This is a genomic window from Pseudomonas sp. NA-150 (genome assembly GCF_044336365.1).
In the GTDB taxonomy this organism is placed as follows: Bacteria; Pseudomonadota; Gammaproteobacteria; order Pseudomonadales; family Pseudomonadaceae; genus Aquipseudomonas.
The window spans coordinates 1,340,478-1,357,551 of sequence record NZ_CP172305.1 but is presented as its reverse complement, the minus strand read 5'-3'; the positions used below and the strand labels follow the sequence as shown (position 1 = coordinate 1,357,551).

Genomic DNA, 17,074 nt, shown 5'->3' with positions numbered 1-17,074 from the left:
TCGAGGTTGACGACGGGCGCCTATAGTGGGCGGTGATGCCCGTCCGTCTTCATTTGATCAGGAAATTGTCATGACCTCCGTTACGCCCGACTCCGATCCCGTGGTACCGGCCAAACCTCACGACCATCACCTGCGCTTCCACAAAGATCACGCGCACCTGTCCTCGACCTTTGGCAGCGATACCTTTGCGCTCAAGGCCGAAGCCTTTGCGCGGTTTTTCGGCACGCCGACCTTTCTCGGCGCACAAACACTGATCGTGCTGTTGTGGGTCGGGGCCAACATCGCGGGGCTGACGCATTTCGACGTCTACCCGTTCATCCTGCTCAACCTCGCGTTCAGCCTGCAATCAGCGTATGCCGCGCCGCTGATCCTGCTGGCCCAGACCCGCCAGGCTGCGCGCGACAAGGCCAACGCCGACGCCGATGCGCAACACCGTGAAGCCCTGGCGGTGGCCAATGACCAACGCTTGGCCGACGCCGCGCAGAACTCGGCGATGATGCTGGAGTTACTGGAACAGAACACCCGCCTGACCGAACTGACCAAGGCCCTGACTGAACGGATCGAGGGCCTGACCGTGGAAATGCATGATCATTTTGTCAGTAAGCCCTGACTCCACACATTCCCTGTAGGAGCTGCCGAAGGCTGCGATCGACCGCAACGCGGTCGCAATTATTTGGGGCCTATCGCTAAACCGTGTAGGGGCGGGCTTGCTCGCGATTGCGGTGTGCCTGTTAGACCGCGGATCGCGGGCAAGCCCGCTCCTACAAAGGACCCCAATCAGTTGGAGTTCTGCATCTCACTAAACCCCGCCGCCGCTTCCTGCACATCCGCCGGGAAGTCTTCGAATTCCTGCACCTGCCGAACCTCGATGATTTCGTTATCGCCGGCCGGGCAGCGCTTGGCCCATTCGATGGCCTCCTCCCGCGAGTTGACCTTGATCATCCAATACCCCCCCAGCGCTTCGTTGGCTTCGGTAAACGGTGCGTCGATGACCCGTGGCTGGCCGCCGGAAAAAGTCACCCGGGCACCCATTGACGGTGGATGCAGCCCATCCAGGGTCAGCAGTACGCCGGCGGCTTGCAGCTGTTCGTTGTAACGCATCATCGCCGCGACGGCATCGGCTTCGGGCAGTGTGCCAGGGGTCGCCGTTTCGTAGCCCTTGGGAATCATCAGCATCATAAAGCGCATGGTTGTCGTCCTTTTCCAGTGGTTTCTCCCTCAACCATAGCCGAGGGTTTCAGCAAATAGTCGAACCCGGTAGCGCCAATTCGACAGGCGCGAACGTTTATTTTATCGGCTGAGAAAAGTTTATATTGCGACCATAATAAAATAGTTTAATGATGTTTCAGGCCAGATCAGTCGACCTAACCCTGACGCCCAACACGGAGTTCTACGCTATGCCGACCGCTTCTAACGAAGAAAAACTCGCCCGCTGGATTGCCGAGGAACACGCCGCCCGCGCGCGGCTGGGCGACCCAGGCACCACCCCGCTGGCCGACGTCAGCAGCATGATGCCCAACGATTTTTTCGAGCGGATCAGCAACGGCGAGCTGCCCTGCCCGCCCATCGGCGCCTTGATGGATTTCATTCCACTGGAGTGGTCGCCGGGGCGTTTCGTGTTCCAGGGCACCCCCGATGCTCGCCACTACAACCCGTTGGGCATCGTGCATGGCGGTTATGCCGCGACGCTGCTCGACTCGTGCATGGGTTGTGCAATCCACACCCAACTGAAAAAGGGCCTGGGCTACACCACCTTGGATTTGCGCATCAGCTACATCCGCGCGTTGACCGATACCACCGGCCCCGTGCGGGCTGAAGGTAAAGTGATCCACGTCGGCCGTTCCACCGCCCTGGCCGAAGGACGTTTGTACGATGTCGATGACCGCCTGTACGCCATCGGCAGTACCACCTGCATGATTTTCGATCTGACCCAGAAAGTCTGAAGCCGTCAGCTGAAAGCGGTAGAAGACCAAGCAGAAAGAGTCAACGTCCGATTCGTGCTTTGGGAGCAAATATCCCTTTCCGGTTCGGCGGTTTTTCCAGAAGGCTTGAGTGGGGATACTCCGCTCAAGCCTTTTAGATTCCGCCCTTCAACCAGAGAGCATCCCATGACTATTCCTGAACTCGGCCTTGGTACCTTTCGCCTGCAAGACCAGATCGTCATCGACTCGGTAAGCAACGGCCTCGACCTCGGCTATCGCGCAATCGATACCGCGCAGATCTACGGCAATGAAGCCGAAGTCGGTAGCGCCATCGCCGCCAGTGGCGTCCCTCGCGACCAGTTGTTTATCACCACCAAGATCTGGATCGAAAACCTCGACAGCGAGCGGCTGATTCCAAGCCTCAAGGAAAGCCTGGCGAAACTGCAAACCCGCTACGTTGACCTGACCCTGATCCACTGGCCGTCGCCTGAAGGCCAGGTGCCAGTCGCCGAGTTTATGTCGGCGCTGCTGGAAGCGAAAAAGCTGGGGCTGACGCGGCAGATCGGCGTGTCCAACTTCACCGTCGCCCTGATGAAAGAAGCGATCTCGGCGGTAGGTGCGGTCAATATCGCGACCAACCAGATTGAACTGCACCCGTACCTGCAAAACCGTACCGTAGCCGGTTTCGCGCGGATGCACGGGATTCACGTGACGTCCTACATGACCTTGGCGTATGGCGAAGTGTTGAAAGACCCGGTGATCGAGAAAATCGCCCAGCGCCATGACGCGACGCCGGCTCAAGTGGTTTTGGCTTGGGCGATGCAATGGGGTTATGCGGTGATTCCATCGTCGACCCAACGCGCCAACCTGCAGAGCAACCTCAAGGCCCGCGACCTGCGTTTAAGCGATGACGACATGGCGCAGATTGCTGCTCTGGATCGTGGGCAGCGCTTGACCAGCCCACCGGGTTTGGCGCCGCAGTGGGATTGATCGGCGCCTGACGCGTACCTTGTAGCTGCCGAAGGCTGCGATGCGGTTTACATGACACACCGCTATCGCAGCCTCCTACAGGTGACATTTTGAAGCTTTATTGCCAGCCAAAACGCCGGATGTAGAAGCCTTTCACCGCTTGGGTCAGGCCCATGTACGCCAGCAGGATCAGCGGCAGGAACACGAAGTACAGCGACGGCAACGCCTGCAATTTGAAGTAGTGCGCCAGCGGTCCCATCGGCAGGAAGATTCCGACCGCCATGATGACGCCGGTCATCACCATCAACGGCATCGCCGCGCGGCTTTGCAGGAACGGGATCTTCGGGGTGCGGATCATGTGCACGATCAAGGTCTGGGTCAGCAAGCCGACCACGAACCAGCCCGATTGGAACAGGGTCTGGTGATCAGGCGTGTTGGCATCGAACACGTACCACATCAGGACGAAGGTCAGGATGTCGAAGATCGAGCTGATCGGGCCGAAGAACAACATGAAACGCCCCACGTCCGCTGGCTGCCAGCGCTGTGGTTGCTTGAGCATTTCCTCGTCGACGTTATCGAACGGAATGGCGATTTGCGAAATGTCGTACAGCAGGTTCTGCACCAGCAGGTGCATCGGCAACATCGGCAGAAACGGAATGAACGCACTGGCCACCAGCACCGAGAACACGTTGCCGAAGTTGGAGCTGGCGGTCATCTTGATGTACTTGAGCATGTTGGCAAAGGTCCGACGACCTTCCAGTACACCCTCCTCCAGCACCATCAGACTTTTCTCCAACAAAATGATATCGGCCGCTTCCTTGGCGATGTCCACCGCGCTGTCGACCGAAATACCGATGTCCGCCGTGCGCAGCGCCGGGGCGTCGTTGATGCCGTCTCCCATAAACCCCACCACGTGGCCGTTGGCTTTCAGCAAACGCACGATGCGTTCCTTGTGCGTCGGCGTCAGTCTGGCGAAGACGTTGGTGCTCTCGACCGCAACCGCCAGTTCGGCGTCCGTCATGCGTTCCACGTCGCCGCCCAGCAGCAGGCCTTGTTGCTCCAGGCCCACTTCGCGGCAGATCTTCGCGGTGACCAATTCGTTGTCGCCGGTCAGAACTTTCACCGCCACGCCGTGGGCCGCCAGCGCTTTCAACGCAGGAGCGGTGCTTTCCTTCGGCGGATCGAGAAACGCCACATAGCCGATCAAGGTCAGTTCCTGCTCGTCCGCCAGGCTGTAGGTATCCCGCCCCGCAGCCATCGACCGCGCCGCCACCGCCACCACCCGCAGTCCTTCTTCGTTGAACGCCGCCGTCACCTGACGAATCCGCGTCAACAGCTCCTCGCACAGCGCGACTTCGGCCTCACCATGCCGCACGCGTTTGCACACGGACAACACTTCTTCGACCGCGCCTTTGCAGATCAACAGGTGTGGCTGGTCTTGCTCCGCGACCACCACCGACATCCGCCGGCGGTTGAAGTCGAAAGGGATCTCGTCGACCTTGCGGAATGCGGTGCCGACTTGCAGTTCGCGCTGCACTTCAACGTGCTCCAGTACCGCCACGTCGAGCAGGTTTTTCAGGCCAGTCTGGTAGTAGCTGTTGAGGTACGCCATTTCCAGCACGTCTTCCGACTCATCGCCCCACACGTCCACATGCCGCGCCAGAAAAATTTTGTCCTGGGTCAGGGTGCCGGTCTTGTCGGTGCACAGCACGTCCATTGCGCCGAAGTTCTGAATCGCGTCGAGGCGCTTGACGATGACTTTCTTGCGCGAGAGAAATACCGCGCCTTTGGCCAGGGTCGAGGTGACGATCATCGGCAACATTTCCGGGGTCAGGCCCACGGCGATAGACAGCGCGAACAGCAACGCTTCCATCCAGTCACCCTTGGTGAAACCGTTGATGAACAGCACCAACGGCGCCATGACGAACATGAAGCGGATCAACAGCCAGCTGACTTTGTTGACGCCGGTCTGGAACGCGGTCGGCGCACGGTCGGTGGCGCTGACCCGTTGCGCCAGGGCACCGAAATAGGTGCTGTTACCGGTGGTCAAAATCACCGCAGTCGCCGCGCCGGACACCACGTTGGTGCCCATGAACAGGATATTCTCCAGGTCCAGCGGGTTGCTGGTAGAGGCGTCCTGCTGGCGGACGAATTTCTCCACCGGCATCGATTCACCGGTCATCGCCGCCTGGCTGACGAACAGGTCCTTGGCGCTGAGCACGCGGCAATCCGCCGGGATCATGTCGCCGGCCGACAGCACGATCAGGTCGCCGGGCACCAGTTGTTTGATCGGCAACTCAATACGCGCGGCGTTGCTGCTGGCCACCGCCGCGCCGTAGAACTTGCCGAACATCGACGTCGCTTCTTCGCTTTCGCCGCTGCGCATCACGGTGGCGGTGTTACTCACCATCGCCTTGAGCGCGTCGGCCGCCTGGTTGGATTTGCTTTCCTGCCAGAAGCGCAGCAAGGTCGAGAGCACCACCATCGAGAAAATCACGGTGGCGGCTTTCAGGTCGTCGGTCAGCAACGAGACCACGGCCAGCAGTGTCAGCAATAGGTTGAACGGATTTTTGTAGCAGTGCCACAGGTGCACCCACCACGGCAGCGGCTGCTCATGTTCAACTTCGTTGAGGCCGAAACGCTCGCGGCGCTCATCGGCTTCGCTGCTGCTCAGGCCGTCGCTGTGGGTGCCGAGTTTTTCCAGTAACGCCCCCGCGTCACTGTTGGCGGCCATGACCAGGGTTTGCGCCAGAGTCGGCGGCACCTCGCGGCTGACCTTGGCATCGGTCAGGCTGTCGAGCAACGCCAGTCGGCGAAAATGCCGAGCGATATGCCGGGTGCGCAGGAAGCCTGCGAAAAACTCTTTCAAGAGAGTGAGGTTCATAACTATTCCCCTAACGGTAATGCGTAGGGAAAACCTTTTGGCAGGCACAACCAGCCTGAAACGCTGCCGAAATTTGGCAGGCAGGCGTGGCCTCGCCTATCGAAAAGACAGGCGCGTCCGCACAGCGATGCTCGACGCATAGGTCAAGCCATCACGCACTGTTTCAGTGTCGAAGAAAAGGACGTCGAGACAGAACCAGGACGGTTCTATCGGGGTGCCGCTCTCTCGCTAGTCGGCGAGACAACGGCAGGAAGTGCTGCGCGTTATCTTGCCGAGAATGTGCCGGTTATCAGGACCGGCCGACTACTGTCACTCGAACAAGTACCCACTGTGGGTCTCCGCAATTGATGAAATCGGGCGAATCGTACGCTTCGCTTTTGTGAGAGTAAACCGCTGAGAAATTTCTGCCGGGGCTATCAGAAATTTCTTCAGGGCACGTTCAGGAATGTCAGTGCATCAGCGAGTAGAGCAACGCCGAAATCGCCACCACGCCGATCACCGTCACAAACAGATTGGACGCTTTTCCGGCATAACGACGCATCGCCTGCACTTTGCGAATCGCGTACATCGGCATCAAAAACAACAGCGCGGCGATGATCGGACCACCCAGGGTTTCGATCATGCCGAGGATGCTCGGGTTCAAGGTCGCCACCAGCCAGCAGACCACCAGCATCAAGGCGGCGGTCAAGCGGTCCAGAGTCTTCGGCGCCGGACGATACCCGGCCTTGATCACCAGGCCCTTGAGCCCTTCACTGGCACCGATGTAGTGACCGAGAAACGACTTGGCGATGGCGACAAAGGCTATCAGCGGCGCCACGAAAGCAATGGTCGGGTTGCTGAAGTGGTTGGCCAGGTACGACAGGATCGACAGGTTCTGCGCCTTGGCTTCGGCCAGTTGCAACGGCGACAGGGTCAGCACGCAACTGAACACGAAGAACAGCACCATCACCACCATCAAGCCATGGGCACGCGACAGAATCTGCGAACTGCGCTGCTCGGCATGTTGCCCGTACTGACGTTTCTGGTCCATGGCGAAGGCCGAGATGATCGGTGAATGGTTGAACGAGAACACCATCACCGGAATCGCCAGCCACAAGGTACGCAACAACGCCGACGGTTCAGGCAAGGTGCTCGCGGTGGTCAGAATGCCGCCGGTCCAGTGCGGAATCAGGAACACCGCCAAAAACAGCAACGCCACAATGAACGGATACACCATCAGGCTCATGGCCTTGACGATAGCCTTCTCGCCGCAACGCACCACTGCCAGTAATCCAACGATCAACAGCAACGCCAACAGCGCACGTGGCGGTGGCTGCACATGCAATTGGTGCTCGAGAAAACTGCCGACGGTGTTGGTCAGTGCCACGCTGTAAATCAGCAGGATCGGAAACACCGCGAAGAAGTACAGCAGCGTGATCAACGCGCCCGCGGTCTTGCCAAAATGTTCCTCGACCACCTCCGTAATGTCCGCCCCTTCGCGCCCGGACAGCACGAAACGGGTCAGCCCGCGATGGGCATAAAAGGTCATGGGAAACGCCAGCACGGCGAGGATCAGCAACGGCCAGAAACCACCCATGCCGGCGTTGATCGGCAGGAACAAGGTGCCGGCACCAATCGCCGTGCCGAACAGCCCGAGCATCCAGGTGGTGTCGTGGCGGCTCCACGAGGCAAGGCTCGCGGGCACCGACTCAAAACGTTCATCGACGCTATTGGCCTGGTCATTCATCCGGTAGGACTCTCCGAGTTGACGATCAAAAGGCCGGCGATTGTCCGGGATCTGGCTTTAAAATCAAAGGGTTGTCGGAGGGATGGTCGCAGGCTTTGCACAAAAAACGGTTATTTGGGAGGTGTCTGGCACCTGCTGAGGACAGGTCTTACACTGCTGCCGACCGTGTCAAACCTGCCACGCACTGACAACGTCGGGCGCATCGATTAGGCTCGGTATCCGTTCACTTATGCATGGGTCAACAACCAGTGGTTGATTACCTCGCATCATTCTTCGCAGATGCCGGAAGCGTAGGTTTTCGACCTAACCTATGCCAAGCAAAAATCCTCTGTAGGCGCTGCCGGAGGCTGCGATCGATCTACATCGCGAAGGCCGTTCCGGCCTTATCGCAGCCTTCGGCAGCTCCCACAGTAATCGCGCAACCCTGTGCGCAACCAACAGCAGAGCATGCCTTCCGAGACTCAACGACTCAAATGAGCAAACCGTCCGGTAAAGCGCTTGCCCAGCGGGTAGGCCAGGTCGCCGTGCTTGGAGGTGCCCAACCCTAACTCGACCAACGACTCCGCCAGCTTCACCGCCGCACTGACCCCCTCGATCACCGGCAGTCCAATCGCCTCGCTCAGCACCTGACGCAGGTCGGCCATCCCGCCACAGCCCAGCACAATCGCGCCGGCACCCTCTTCGTCGCGGGCACGACGGCCTTCGGCGGCAATGCGTTCGATCAGCTCATCGTCACAGTGCTCCAGCGCCAGCACCGGGATTTCCATGCAGCGCACTGAGGTACACAGCTCACTCATGCCATAGCGTTGCAACAGGTGCTCGGCAATGATTCGCGTGCGACCCAGGGTGGTGATCACCGCAAAACGCGTGGCCACCAGACTGGCAAGATGAAAGCCCGCCTCGGCGATGCCGATCACCGGACCGCTGGCCAACTCCCGTGCGGCGAGCAAGCCCGGATCGCCGAAGCAGGCAATGATGTGCGCGTCGCAGCCTTGCTGCACGCCTTTGGCCATTTCCTCCAACATACCCACAGCAGCGATCGCTTCGTCGAAATGCCCCTCGATGGACTCCGGGCCATGCTCCGGGCAGCACGCCAGAATCTCGGTACCCGGACGCGCCACGGCCTGTGCCGCGAGGCCGATCTTGTGAGTCATCGCCTGGCTGGTGTTGGGGTTGATCACTTGAATGCGCATCGATCGGCCTCGGTTGAGCTGTAGTTTCAAATAAATTGTATACAACTATATGTCATCGCCAACCGGCCAATCCAGCCTTAAATTACCCAGACCAAAACCCGCAAACCCCTTGCACCGCTTGGGCGCGAGCGCACCGCAATTGGGCACAGCGCTGCTGCCTCAAGCTGTCCAAGAGGCCAGTTTTTATCGCGCCAAGCCTTTAAACCCAAGCGATGAGCAGCATTCAAATCCCCCTGAGATTTCATTGGCACACATCGTGCGTACTGCATCGTATACAAACAACGCCACGTCTCGTACGCGAAGTTCAGCAAGACCGGCGCAGCCAAGGGGAAACGATTCATGAATGAGCAACGCCCAGCGGGGTACAGCCCGCGCCTCTACAACGAAGACCTCGGCCCACTGCCGCAGAAGTGGAACTGGTACAACATCTTCGCCTTCTGGATGAGCGACGTGCACAGCGTGGGCGGCTATGTGTTCGCCTCCAGTCTGTTTGCCCTCGGCCTGGCCAGTTGGGAAGTGCTGATCGCACTGTTGGCCGGTATCTGCATCATTCAAGTGATCGCCAACCTGGTGGCCAAGCCCAGCCAACAAGCGGCCGTGCCTTACCCGGTGATTTGCCGACTGGCCTTCGGCGTATTCGGCGCGAATATCCCGGCGGTGATTCGCGGGCTGATCGCCGTGGCCTGGTACGGCGTGCAAACCTACCTCGCCTCCAGCGCGCTGGTCATCGTGATCTTGCGCTTCTTTCCCGAGCTGGCGCCGTATCAACAGGTGACCTTCGCCGGCCTGTCGTACCTGGGCTGGTTCGGTTTCATGTCATTGTGGGTGTTGCAGGCCGTGGTGTTCTGGACCGGCATGGACTCGATCCGCCGCTTCATCGACTGGGCAGGTCCGGTGGTCTACGCGGTGATGTTTGTGTTGGCGGGCTGGATCGTCTGGCGCGCCGGCTGGAGCAACATCAGCTTCACCCTGGCGGAAAAACAGCTCTCGGGCTGGGAGGCCTTCGGTCAGGTGATCATGGCCACCGCGCTGGTGGTGTCGTACTTCTCCGGACCGACGCTGAACTTCGGTGACTTCAGCCGTTATTGCCGGAGCATGGCGGACGTTCGCCGTGGAAATTTCTGGGGCCTGCCGGTCAACTTTCTCGCGTTCTCGCTGGTGACCGTGGTCATCGTTTCCGGAACCTTGCCGATCTTCGGCGAAATGATCCACGACCCGATCGCCACCGTGGCCCGCATCGACAACACCACCGCCGTGCTGCTGGGCGCTTTCGCCTTCGTCACGGCCACCATCGGCATCAACATCGTCGCCAACTTCGTTTCACCGGCCTTCGACTTCGCCAACATCGCTCCGAGCAAAATCACCTGGCGCATGGGCGGCATGATCGCGGCCGTGCTCTCGGTGTTTATCACGCCGTGGAACCTGTTCAACAACCCGCAAGTGATCCACTACACCCTCGACGTGCTGGCGGCGTGCATCGGCCCGCTGTTCGGTATTTTGCTGGTGGATTACTACCTGGTGAAGAAGCAGGAAATCGACGTCGATGCGTTGTTCAATGACACCCCGTCCGGCCGGTACTGGTACAGCAACGGCTTCAACTGGGTGGCGATCAAAGCCTTGATCGCGTCCGGCCTGATCGGCCTGTGCTTCAGCTTTATCCCGTGGTTCCAGCCGATTGCCAACTTCGCCTGGTTCACCGGCTGCGGCCTCGGCGGTCTGTTCTACTACTTGCTGGAACTGCGCTCGCGCGCCACGCTGCCGCTTGCCCTCGGCAGTCAGGCCTGAACGCGTAACGGCATCTGCAATTCGACACGCAGGCCATCGGCCTGACTGTCGAAGCGCAGGGAACAGACACAGCGCTGCACAATCGCCTGAACAATGGCCAGCCCCAGACCGCATCCGGGGCTTTTGCCGTTGCGCCAGAAGCGTTGGGTCAGGTGTTGCAGGTCGTCGCTGGAAATACCGGGGCCGTGGTCACGCACACAGAACCGCGCTTTATCGCCATCGGTCTCCAGGCTCAACACTACCTGCGCATCGGCCGGTGTATGCAACAAGGCGTTGTCGAGCAAGTTGCGCAGTGCGGCGATGGCCAACACGGACGGCATCTCTACCGCTGCTGACGAAATGTCCTTCGGCAGACGCAGCTCGATTCGTTCACGACCGCCCTGTCGCGCATCGTGGATCGCCAGCCTCGCCACCTCTTCGGCGCTGCACTGCACGCCGTCATCGAACGACAAACTGCCCTCAACCCGCGCCAGCAACAGCAATTGCTCGAGGGTACGATGCAGGCGGTCGGCGCCCTCTTCCGCGTGGGCCAACGACCGATCTCGGGCCTCGCCTTCGGTCATGCGCGCGACTTGCAGGTGGGTCTTGATCGCAGTCAGCGGGCTGCGCAATTCATGGGCGGCATCGCCGGTCAGACGACGCTCTCGTTCCAGGGTCTGGGCGATACGCTGGAACAGCTGATTCTGGGTTTCCAATAACGGCTGCAATTCGCTCGGCAGGCCCGGTACAACCAGCGGCTCCACCGAATCGGCGCTGCGTCGCTTCAGCGCATCTCGCATCCGATTCAATGGCGCCAGGCCGCGCCCCACGCCAAGCCACAACAGCGCCAGACTGCCGAGCAACGCCACCAGCACCGGCACCGACGCCGCGAGCAATACCGATTGACGCAGGCCATCGCGCTCGGACTGGCGGTCGGCGGTGGTCACCCGCAAATTACCCATGACCAGGGTAAAGCTGCGCCAGTGATCGCCATCAATTTCCTGATCGTGGAAACCGGTTTGTTGCGCGTCGAGCACCTGATTCGAATTGGCGTGAGTGCGTACCAGCACTTCGCCACGCAACGAGCTGACCTGACAGGCAATCCCGTTGGGCATGCCCAGTTGCTCGGCGGTGAGCGATTGATCGCCGACCTTGTCGGGCATTGGCATTTGCTTGAGCAGGCTCGCCACCATATGCGCCGACGCGCCCAGACGCTGGTCGAGGGATTGGCTGAGCTGGTTACGCAAGTCATACAACATCCACGCTGCGGCAAAGCTCCAGATCAGCAAAAACGCCGCGCCCAGAATCAGACTCAGGCGTACGCGCAAACTCATCATGGTGATTCAGCCTCCGTATTCGCGACATCCGCCGGCCCCAGTCGATACCCCAGACCGCGCACGGTTTCGACGATGCCGTTCCCCAGTTTGCGACGCAGGTGGTAGATGTGCACGTTGAGTGCGTTGCTCTCCACCTCATCGCTGAAACCGTAGACGCTGTCTTTCAACTGCTCGCTGGACAGCACCCTGCCGCGATTGTGTAACAACGCGTGCAACAACGCTTGCTCACGGCGGGACAAGTCCACCACCTGACCTGCCAAAAATGTTTCCCGACTGCTGGGGTCGTAGCTCAGGCTACCGTGTTCGATCAGGTTGACCGAACGCCCGGCGGCGCGACGAATCAAGGTGTGCAGGCGTGCACTGAGCTCGCGCAGGTCAAACGGCTTGAGCAGGTAATCGTCGGCACCGGCCTGCAAGCCATCGACCCGGTCGGTGACGGTATCGCGGGCAGTGAGGATCAGCACTGGCAGTTCAAGGCCGTTTTGGCGTAACTGACGCAATAGCTTCAGGCCATCTTCGTCCGGCAACCCAAGGTCGAGAATCAACACATCGAAATGCGCCGCTTGCAGGATCGCCCGGGTGGCGCCAGCGGTGGCGACACGGTCCACCGTCAGGCCTTGGGCGTTGAGGCCGGCGACAATGCCACTGGCTATCAGGTCGTCGTCTTCGCAGAGCAATACGTGCATGGGGGAGCTCGGGAAATAGGCTATTCAAGCGGGTCGGGATTAAGAGGGGATTATGCATCTGCCCGGCGGTTGATGTGTGTCAGTGGTGGCCTACTCGATGCCGCAGATCCACACCATTAATCCCGAGTTAATCGACACCCGCCACCCTTGCATGGACTTTGATTGTTAAGGCTTTCTCATGCGGATTTTTCTACTGGTGTTCTCCTTGCTGCTCCCCGCTCTGGCTCAGGCCTTTCAGGGCGGTGGTGCCTTCGCTCAAGCGGATTTCCTGCCCGTCGAGCAAGCTTTCGAATTCAGCTCCGAGCGCCTGGACTCGGGAGAAACCAAACTGCATTGGCGCATAACCGATGGCTATTACCTGTACCAGAAACGCCTGAAATTCGACGGTCTGTCGGCGGATGCCCAACCGGTTTTGCCGCAAGGCGAAGCTCATAGCGATGAGTTTTTTGGCGATCAGACCGTTTATCGCCAAGCGCTGGACGTCATTCTTCCCGCCTCCGCCACTGGCCAGGTGAAACTCAGTTGGCAGGGCTGTGCCGACGCCGGTCTGTGTTATCCGCCGCAAAGCAAAGTGCTGGATCTGGGGAGCCATGGCAGCGCTGCCCCGCTGGTCGGCGAAGCCCAGGATCAATCGCTGGCCAACAGCCTGCAACAACGCTCGCTGGGCTGGAGCCTGTTGATTTTCTTCGGTCTCGGCCTGCTGCTGGCCTTTACTCCGTGCTCGCTGCCGATGCTGCCGATTCTGGCGGGCGTGGTGGTCGGCAGTGGCGCCAGTCCGAAACGCGGCTTCGCTCTGGCCAGCAGTTATGTGCTGAGCATGGCACTGGTGTATGCCGGCCTCGGTGTACTGGCGGCGCTGCTCGGTGGCAACCTGCAAGCCCTGCTGCAACAACCCTGGCTGCTGGGCAGTTTCGCTGCGTTGTTTGTGGTCCTCGCGCTGCCGATGTTTGGCTTCTTTGAACTGCAACTGCCAGCGTTTGTGCGGGATCGCCTGGAGAACGCCGGGCGCCAGCGCAGTGGCGGCAGTCTGGTGGGCGCCGGGGTGCTGGGTGCCTTATCCGGGCTGATGGTCGGTCCGTGCATGACCGCGCCACTGGCCGGCGCCTTGCTCTATATCGCGCAGAGCGGCAATGCGCTGCACGGCGGTCTGGTGCTGTTTGTGATGGGCTTGGGCATCGGTGTGCCACTGTTGCTGCTGGTCACGGTGGGCAATCGTTTCCTGCCGAAACCCGGCGCCTGGATGAACATCCTCAAAGGCGTGTTTGGCTTCCTGTTTCTCGGCACCGCGTTGCTGATGGCCCGCTCGTTGCTGGACGAATCGCTGTGGGTTGGCCTGTGGGGCGCGTTGCTGTTGATCGTCGCTTACGCCGGGGTGATGCAGACCCGCCAATTGAAACGCGGCGGGCTAATATTCGGGCCGGGTGCGCTGGTGATCGGTTTCTGGGGCGCACTGATGTTGATCGGTGCGGCCGGTGGCGCGGATGACCCGTTGCGCCCACTGCAGGTATTCAGCGGCGCACGGCAGGCCGCCGCGCACACGGCGTCGGAACAGAACAGCTACACCAAGATCAACGATAACGCGGCGCTGCAACGTGAACTCGACGCGGCCAAGGCGAAGGGCCAGTGGGTGTTGGTGGATTACTATGCCGACTGGTGCGTGTCCTGCAAGATCATGGAGAAGCAGGTGTTCGCCAAACCTGAAGTGCAGGCCGCGTTGCAAGGCGTACGCTGGCTGAAACTGGATGTCACCGACGACAACGACGCCACCCATGCTTTGCTTAGCCGCTACAAAGTGCCGGGGCCGCCGACCTTCTTGTGGATCGGCCCGCAAGGCGAAGAGTTACGCGACCGACGCATCACGGGCGAGGTCGATGCCGAGGCCTTCCTGCAACACTGGCAAACCACCCGGGAGCGTGGCTGATGTTGAGTTTTTCGATTGGCCCCTTCGCGTTGGCGATGAATCACCTGCTGCTGTTGTTGGCGCTGGGCCTGGCGACGCTGGTGGGCTGGTGGGTGGCCAAACGCGGCGGCACCAATCCCGAATCGGCGCTGTTCAGTGTGTTCTTGCTGGGGTTAGTGGCGGCGCGGGCAGGTTTTGTCATCGCCTATTGGCCACAGTTTCGCCACGAGCCGCTGCAAATCATTGATATCCGCGACGGTGGTTTTCTGGTTTGGGTCGGGGTTGTCGCGGTCATCCTTGGCGGCCTGTGGCGTGGCTGGCGTCAGCCCGCGTTGCGCCGTTCGTTGGGGTTCGCCCTGAGCAGTGGTCTGCTGTTCTGGCTGCTGACCGGCATGGGCCTGAGCATCTATGAAAAAAGCGCACAGCTGCCGCAAATGACCTTGCGTAATGAAGCCGGCGAATCGGTGCAATTGGCGGACTTCAAAGGTCGCCCGGTGGTGATCAACCTGTGGGCCACCTGGTGCCCGCCGTGTCGTCGCGAGATGCCGGTGCTGGAAAAAGCCCAGGCCGAGCACGAGGGTGTGGTATTTCTGTTCGTCAATCAGGCCGAAAGCCCGCAGGCGGTTGCCAGCTTTCTCGCCGCGCAAAACCTCAAACTGAATAATGTGTTGTTCGATGGCAGCGGTGCGCTGGCGCAAAGCGTCGGCTCCATGGCCCTGCCGACCACGATTTTTTACTCCGCCGACGGTCGTCTGCTCGGCAGCCATCTCGGTGAATTGTCCACCGCCAGCCTGCAACGCTCGCTCGACAGCCTGGCCACTGACACTTCTACGCATTCGAATTCAAGGATTACCCCATGAAGTTGCATCGTCATTTTTTAGCAGCAGCCATCAGCCTGATCGCCCTGCAATCCAGCTTCGCTCAGGCGGAAGAACTGCCGGCCCCGATCAAGGCGCTGGAAGCCAAGGGCGCGAAAATCGTCGGCAGTTTCGATGCGCCGGACGGTTTGCGTGGCTATGCCGCCCAATACCAGAACGAAGGGATCGCCTTCTACCTGACCGCTGATGGCAAGCACGTGGTGGCGGGCAATCTGTACGACGAGAAAGGCGAAGACCTGAGCAAGGCGCCGCTGGATAAACTGGTCTACGCGCCGATGGCCAAGGAAGTCTGGGCCAAGATGGAACACAGCAACTGGATCGGCGACGGCAGCAAGACCGCACCGCGAGTGGTGTACCTGTTCAGCGACCCGAACTGCCCGTACTGCAACATGTTCTGGTCGCAGGCGCGGCCGTGGGTCGAGTCCGGCAAAGTGCAGTTGCGCCACATCATGGTCGGCGTGATCAGCGAAACCAGCCCGGCCAAAGCCGCCGCGCTGTTCGCCGACAAAGCCCCGGAAACCGCGCTGCACGATCACGAGAAAGCCGGCAGAAGCAGTACGCTGAAACCCTTGGATAACATCCCGAAAGACATTCAGGCCAAGCTCGACGCCAACATGCAGTTGATGACCGATCTGGGGCTGTCGGCCACGCCGTCGATTTTCTACATGGACGACAACGGCCGCCTGCAACAGCAACAAGGTGCGCCACGGCCGGAGATGTTGGGCAAAATCCTGGGGCCTAAGTAACGCCATTTCCTGTAGGAGCTGCCGAAGGCTGCGATTGGTCGGGAACCGGCCATTGTGATCCGACGCCATGAAGGTCCTTCGGCCCTCATCGCAGCCTTCGGCAGCTCCTACAGTTGATTTGCGTACCTCACGCCACCCGCTGCGCCATACGCTTGAGCATCTGCACCATCAACCCGCCAACCCCGACCATCGCCATGCAAAACGCCGGGTAGGAAATCCACCAGGGAATGGTCGCGGTCATCATGCTGTATTCCGACATGCCGCCAATCCCCGCAATCAGGTTCAACGGCAGGAACACCACGTTGATCACCGTCAGTTTGCGCAGCAGTGCGTTCATGTTGTTGTTCACCAAATTGCCCCGCGCGTCCATCAATCCGGCGAACACCGTCGAGTAGATTTCCGCCTGTTTGTAGCACTGCTCGTTTTCGATGATCAGGTCATCGATCAGGTCCATTGTGTGCGGTTCAAACGCCAGTTTCTGCGCATGGTTGCGCAAGCGCGCCAGCACGGTGCCGTTGCCGTGAATCGCATTGATGTAATAGATCAGGCTTTCGCTGAGGTTGAACATCTGGATGAAGTGCTGGTTCTCCAGCGAACTGTTCAGGCGCTGCTGCAATTCGCGCCCGACCATCTTGATCACCTTCAGGTGCCCAAGGTAGTGGTGGACGCTGTTGGCCAGCAAATCGAGCAATACATCGATCGGTTGCTGCAGGGGACGATGCGTACCCAGGTCATTCAGCTGACTGTCATCTTTGCTGATCAGCAACAAACGGCGCTCGCATAACACCAGACCAAACGAGGACACGCCGAAGGAGAAACCATTGTTGCCGGAGTAACTTTCCGGGCTCTTCCAGATCATGAACAGGTTGTTGGCACGGAATTCGATTCTTGATACTTCGTCCGGGTCCAGCGCCGAGGCCAGGGCGTGTTCATCAATATCGAAATGGCTGTGCAACCGCATTCGCTCGCCCACATCGGGAGCCATGAACAGCATCACATCGGCATTAAGGCTGGCCACCGGTAGCAACCGGCCCTCCGCCAGTTGAAAGCTTTTGATCACAGAACTCTC

Annotated in this window: 14 protein-coding genes; 7 read left to right on the top strand and 7 right to left on the bottom strand. The window is 59.9% G+C overall.

The window, feature by feature from the left end; translation table 11 throughout:
* The first annotated feature begins 70 nt into the window (after positions 1-70).
* The gene (locus ACF0H7_RS06500) at positions 71-610 is read left to right on the top strand and encodes a DUF1003 domain-containing protein (protein WP_397451965.1); all 540 of its coding nucleotides are present in this window, start codon (positions 71-73) and stop codon (positions 608-610) included.
* 167 nt (positions 611-777) lie between these two features.
* Here the strand turns inward: ACF0H7_RS06500 and ACF0H7_RS06495 are convergent, their stop codons facing one another.
* Complete coding sequence (locus ACF0H7_RS06495; protein ID WP_397451964.1) at positions 778-1,188, bottom strand: YciI family protein; 411 nt, start codon at positions 1,186-1,188, stop codon at positions 778-780.
* A gap of 209 nt (positions 1,189-1,397) precedes the next feature.
* Between ACF0H7_RS06495 and ACF0H7_RS06490 the strand changes: the two genes are divergently transcribed.
* Together ACF0H7_RS06490 and dkgB are read left to right on the top strand one after the other, a co-directional pair.
* Complete coding sequence (locus tag ACF0H7_RS06490; protein WP_397451963.1) at positions 1,398-1,943, top strand: PaaI family thioesterase; 546 nt, start codon at positions 1,398-1,400, stop codon at positions 1,941-1,943.
* A gap of 165 nt (positions 1,944-2,108) precedes the next feature.
* A complete protein-coding gene (gene dkgB / locus ACF0H7_RS06485; protein WP_397451962.1) occupies positions 2,109-2,912 on the top strand; it encodes a 2,5-didehydrogluconate reductase DkgB in 804 nt (267 codons plus the stop codon).
* A gap of 97 nt (positions 2,913-3,009) precedes the next feature.
* On the opposite strand, the gene mgtA is transcribed toward dkgB, so the two are convergent.
* The 3 genes from mgtA to ACF0H7_RS06470 form a co-directional block, all read right to left on the bottom strand.
* Positions 3,010-5,625, bottom strand: coding sequence for a magnesium-translocating P-type ATPase (mgtA, locus tag ACF0H7_RS06480; protein ID WP_397453845.1), 2,616 nt, complete (start codon positions 5,623-5,625; stop codon positions 3,010-3,012).
* A 598-nt stretch (positions 5,626-6,223) separates the two neighbouring features.
* A complete protein-coding gene (locus tag ACF0H7_RS06475) occupies positions 6,224-7,501 on the bottom strand; it encodes a serine/threonine transporter (RefSeq protein WP_397451961.1) in 1,278 nt (425 codons plus the stop codon).
* A 461-nt stretch (positions 7,502-7,962) separates the two neighbouring features.
* The gene (locus ACF0H7_RS06470; RefSeq protein ID WP_397451960.1) at positions 7,963-8,694 is read right to left on the bottom strand and encodes an aspartate/glutamate racemase family protein; all 732 of its coding nucleotides are present in this window, start codon (positions 8,692-8,694) and stop codon (positions 7,963-7,965) included.
* Between the two features lie 339 nt (positions 8,695-9,033).
* On the opposite strand from ACF0H7_RS06470, the gene ACF0H7_RS06465 reads away from it, so the two are divergent.
* Positions 9,034-10,479, top strand: coding sequence for an NCS1 family nucleobase:cation symporter-1 (locus ACF0H7_RS06465; protein WP_397451959.1), 1,446 nt, complete (start codon positions 9,034-9,036; stop codon positions 10,477-10,479).
* Here the strand turns inward: ACF0H7_RS06465 and ACF0H7_RS06460 are convergent.
* The gene (locus ACF0H7_RS06460; protein ID WP_397451958.1) at positions 10,470-11,795 is read right to left on the bottom strand and encodes an ATP-binding protein; all 1,326 of its coding nucleotides are present in this window, start codon (positions 11,793-11,795) and stop codon (positions 10,470-10,472) included. The genes ACF0H7_RS06465 and ACF0H7_RS06460 overlap by 10 nt on opposite strands.
* Positions 11,792-12,481, bottom strand: a complete 690-nt coding sequence (locus ACF0H7_RS06455) for a response regulator (protein WP_397451957.1) — start codon at positions 12,479-12,481, stop codon at positions 11,792-11,794. The genes ACF0H7_RS06460 and ACF0H7_RS06455 overlap by 4 nt, the downstream gene beginning before the upstream one ends.
* A gap of 178 nt (positions 12,482-12,659) precedes the next feature.
* On the opposite strand from ACF0H7_RS06455, the gene dsbD reads away from it, so the two are divergent.
* The 3 genes from dsbD to dsbG are packed head-to-tail and all read left to right on the top strand — an operon-like array spanning position 12,660 to position 16,005.
* Positions 12,660-14,402 (top strand): protein-disulfide reductase DsbD, encoded by a 1,743-nt coding sequence (gene dsbD / locus ACF0H7_RS06450; protein WP_397451956.1) that lies wholly within the window; start codon positions 12,660-12,662, stop codon positions 14,400-14,402.
* Positions 14,402-15,241, top strand: a complete 840-nt coding sequence (locus ACF0H7_RS06445) for a prolipoprotein diacylglyceryl transferase family protein (protein ID WP_397451955.1) — start codon at positions 14,402-14,404, stop codon at positions 15,239-15,241. The genes dsbD and ACF0H7_RS06445 overlap by 1 nt, the downstream gene beginning before the upstream one ends.
* Positions 15,238-16,005, top strand: a complete 768-nt coding sequence (dsbG, locus tag ACF0H7_RS06440; RefSeq protein ID WP_397451954.1) for a thiol:disulfide interchange protein DsbG — start codon at positions 15,238-15,240, stop codon at positions 16,003-16,005. The genes ACF0H7_RS06445 and dsbG overlap by 4 nt, the downstream gene beginning before the upstream one ends.
* A 127-nt stretch (positions 16,006-16,132) precedes the next feature.
* Here the strand turns inward: dsbG and ACF0H7_RS06435 are convergent, their stop codons facing one another.
* Positions 16,133-17,065 carry a CorA family divalent cation transporter gene (locus ACF0H7_RS06435; RefSeq protein WP_397451953.1) on the bottom strand — a complete coding sequence of 311 codons (933 nt, stop codon included), beginning with the start codon at positions 17,063-17,065 and terminating at the stop codon, positions 16,133-16,135.
* Between the last annotated feature and the right edge of the window lie 9 nt (positions 17,066-17,074).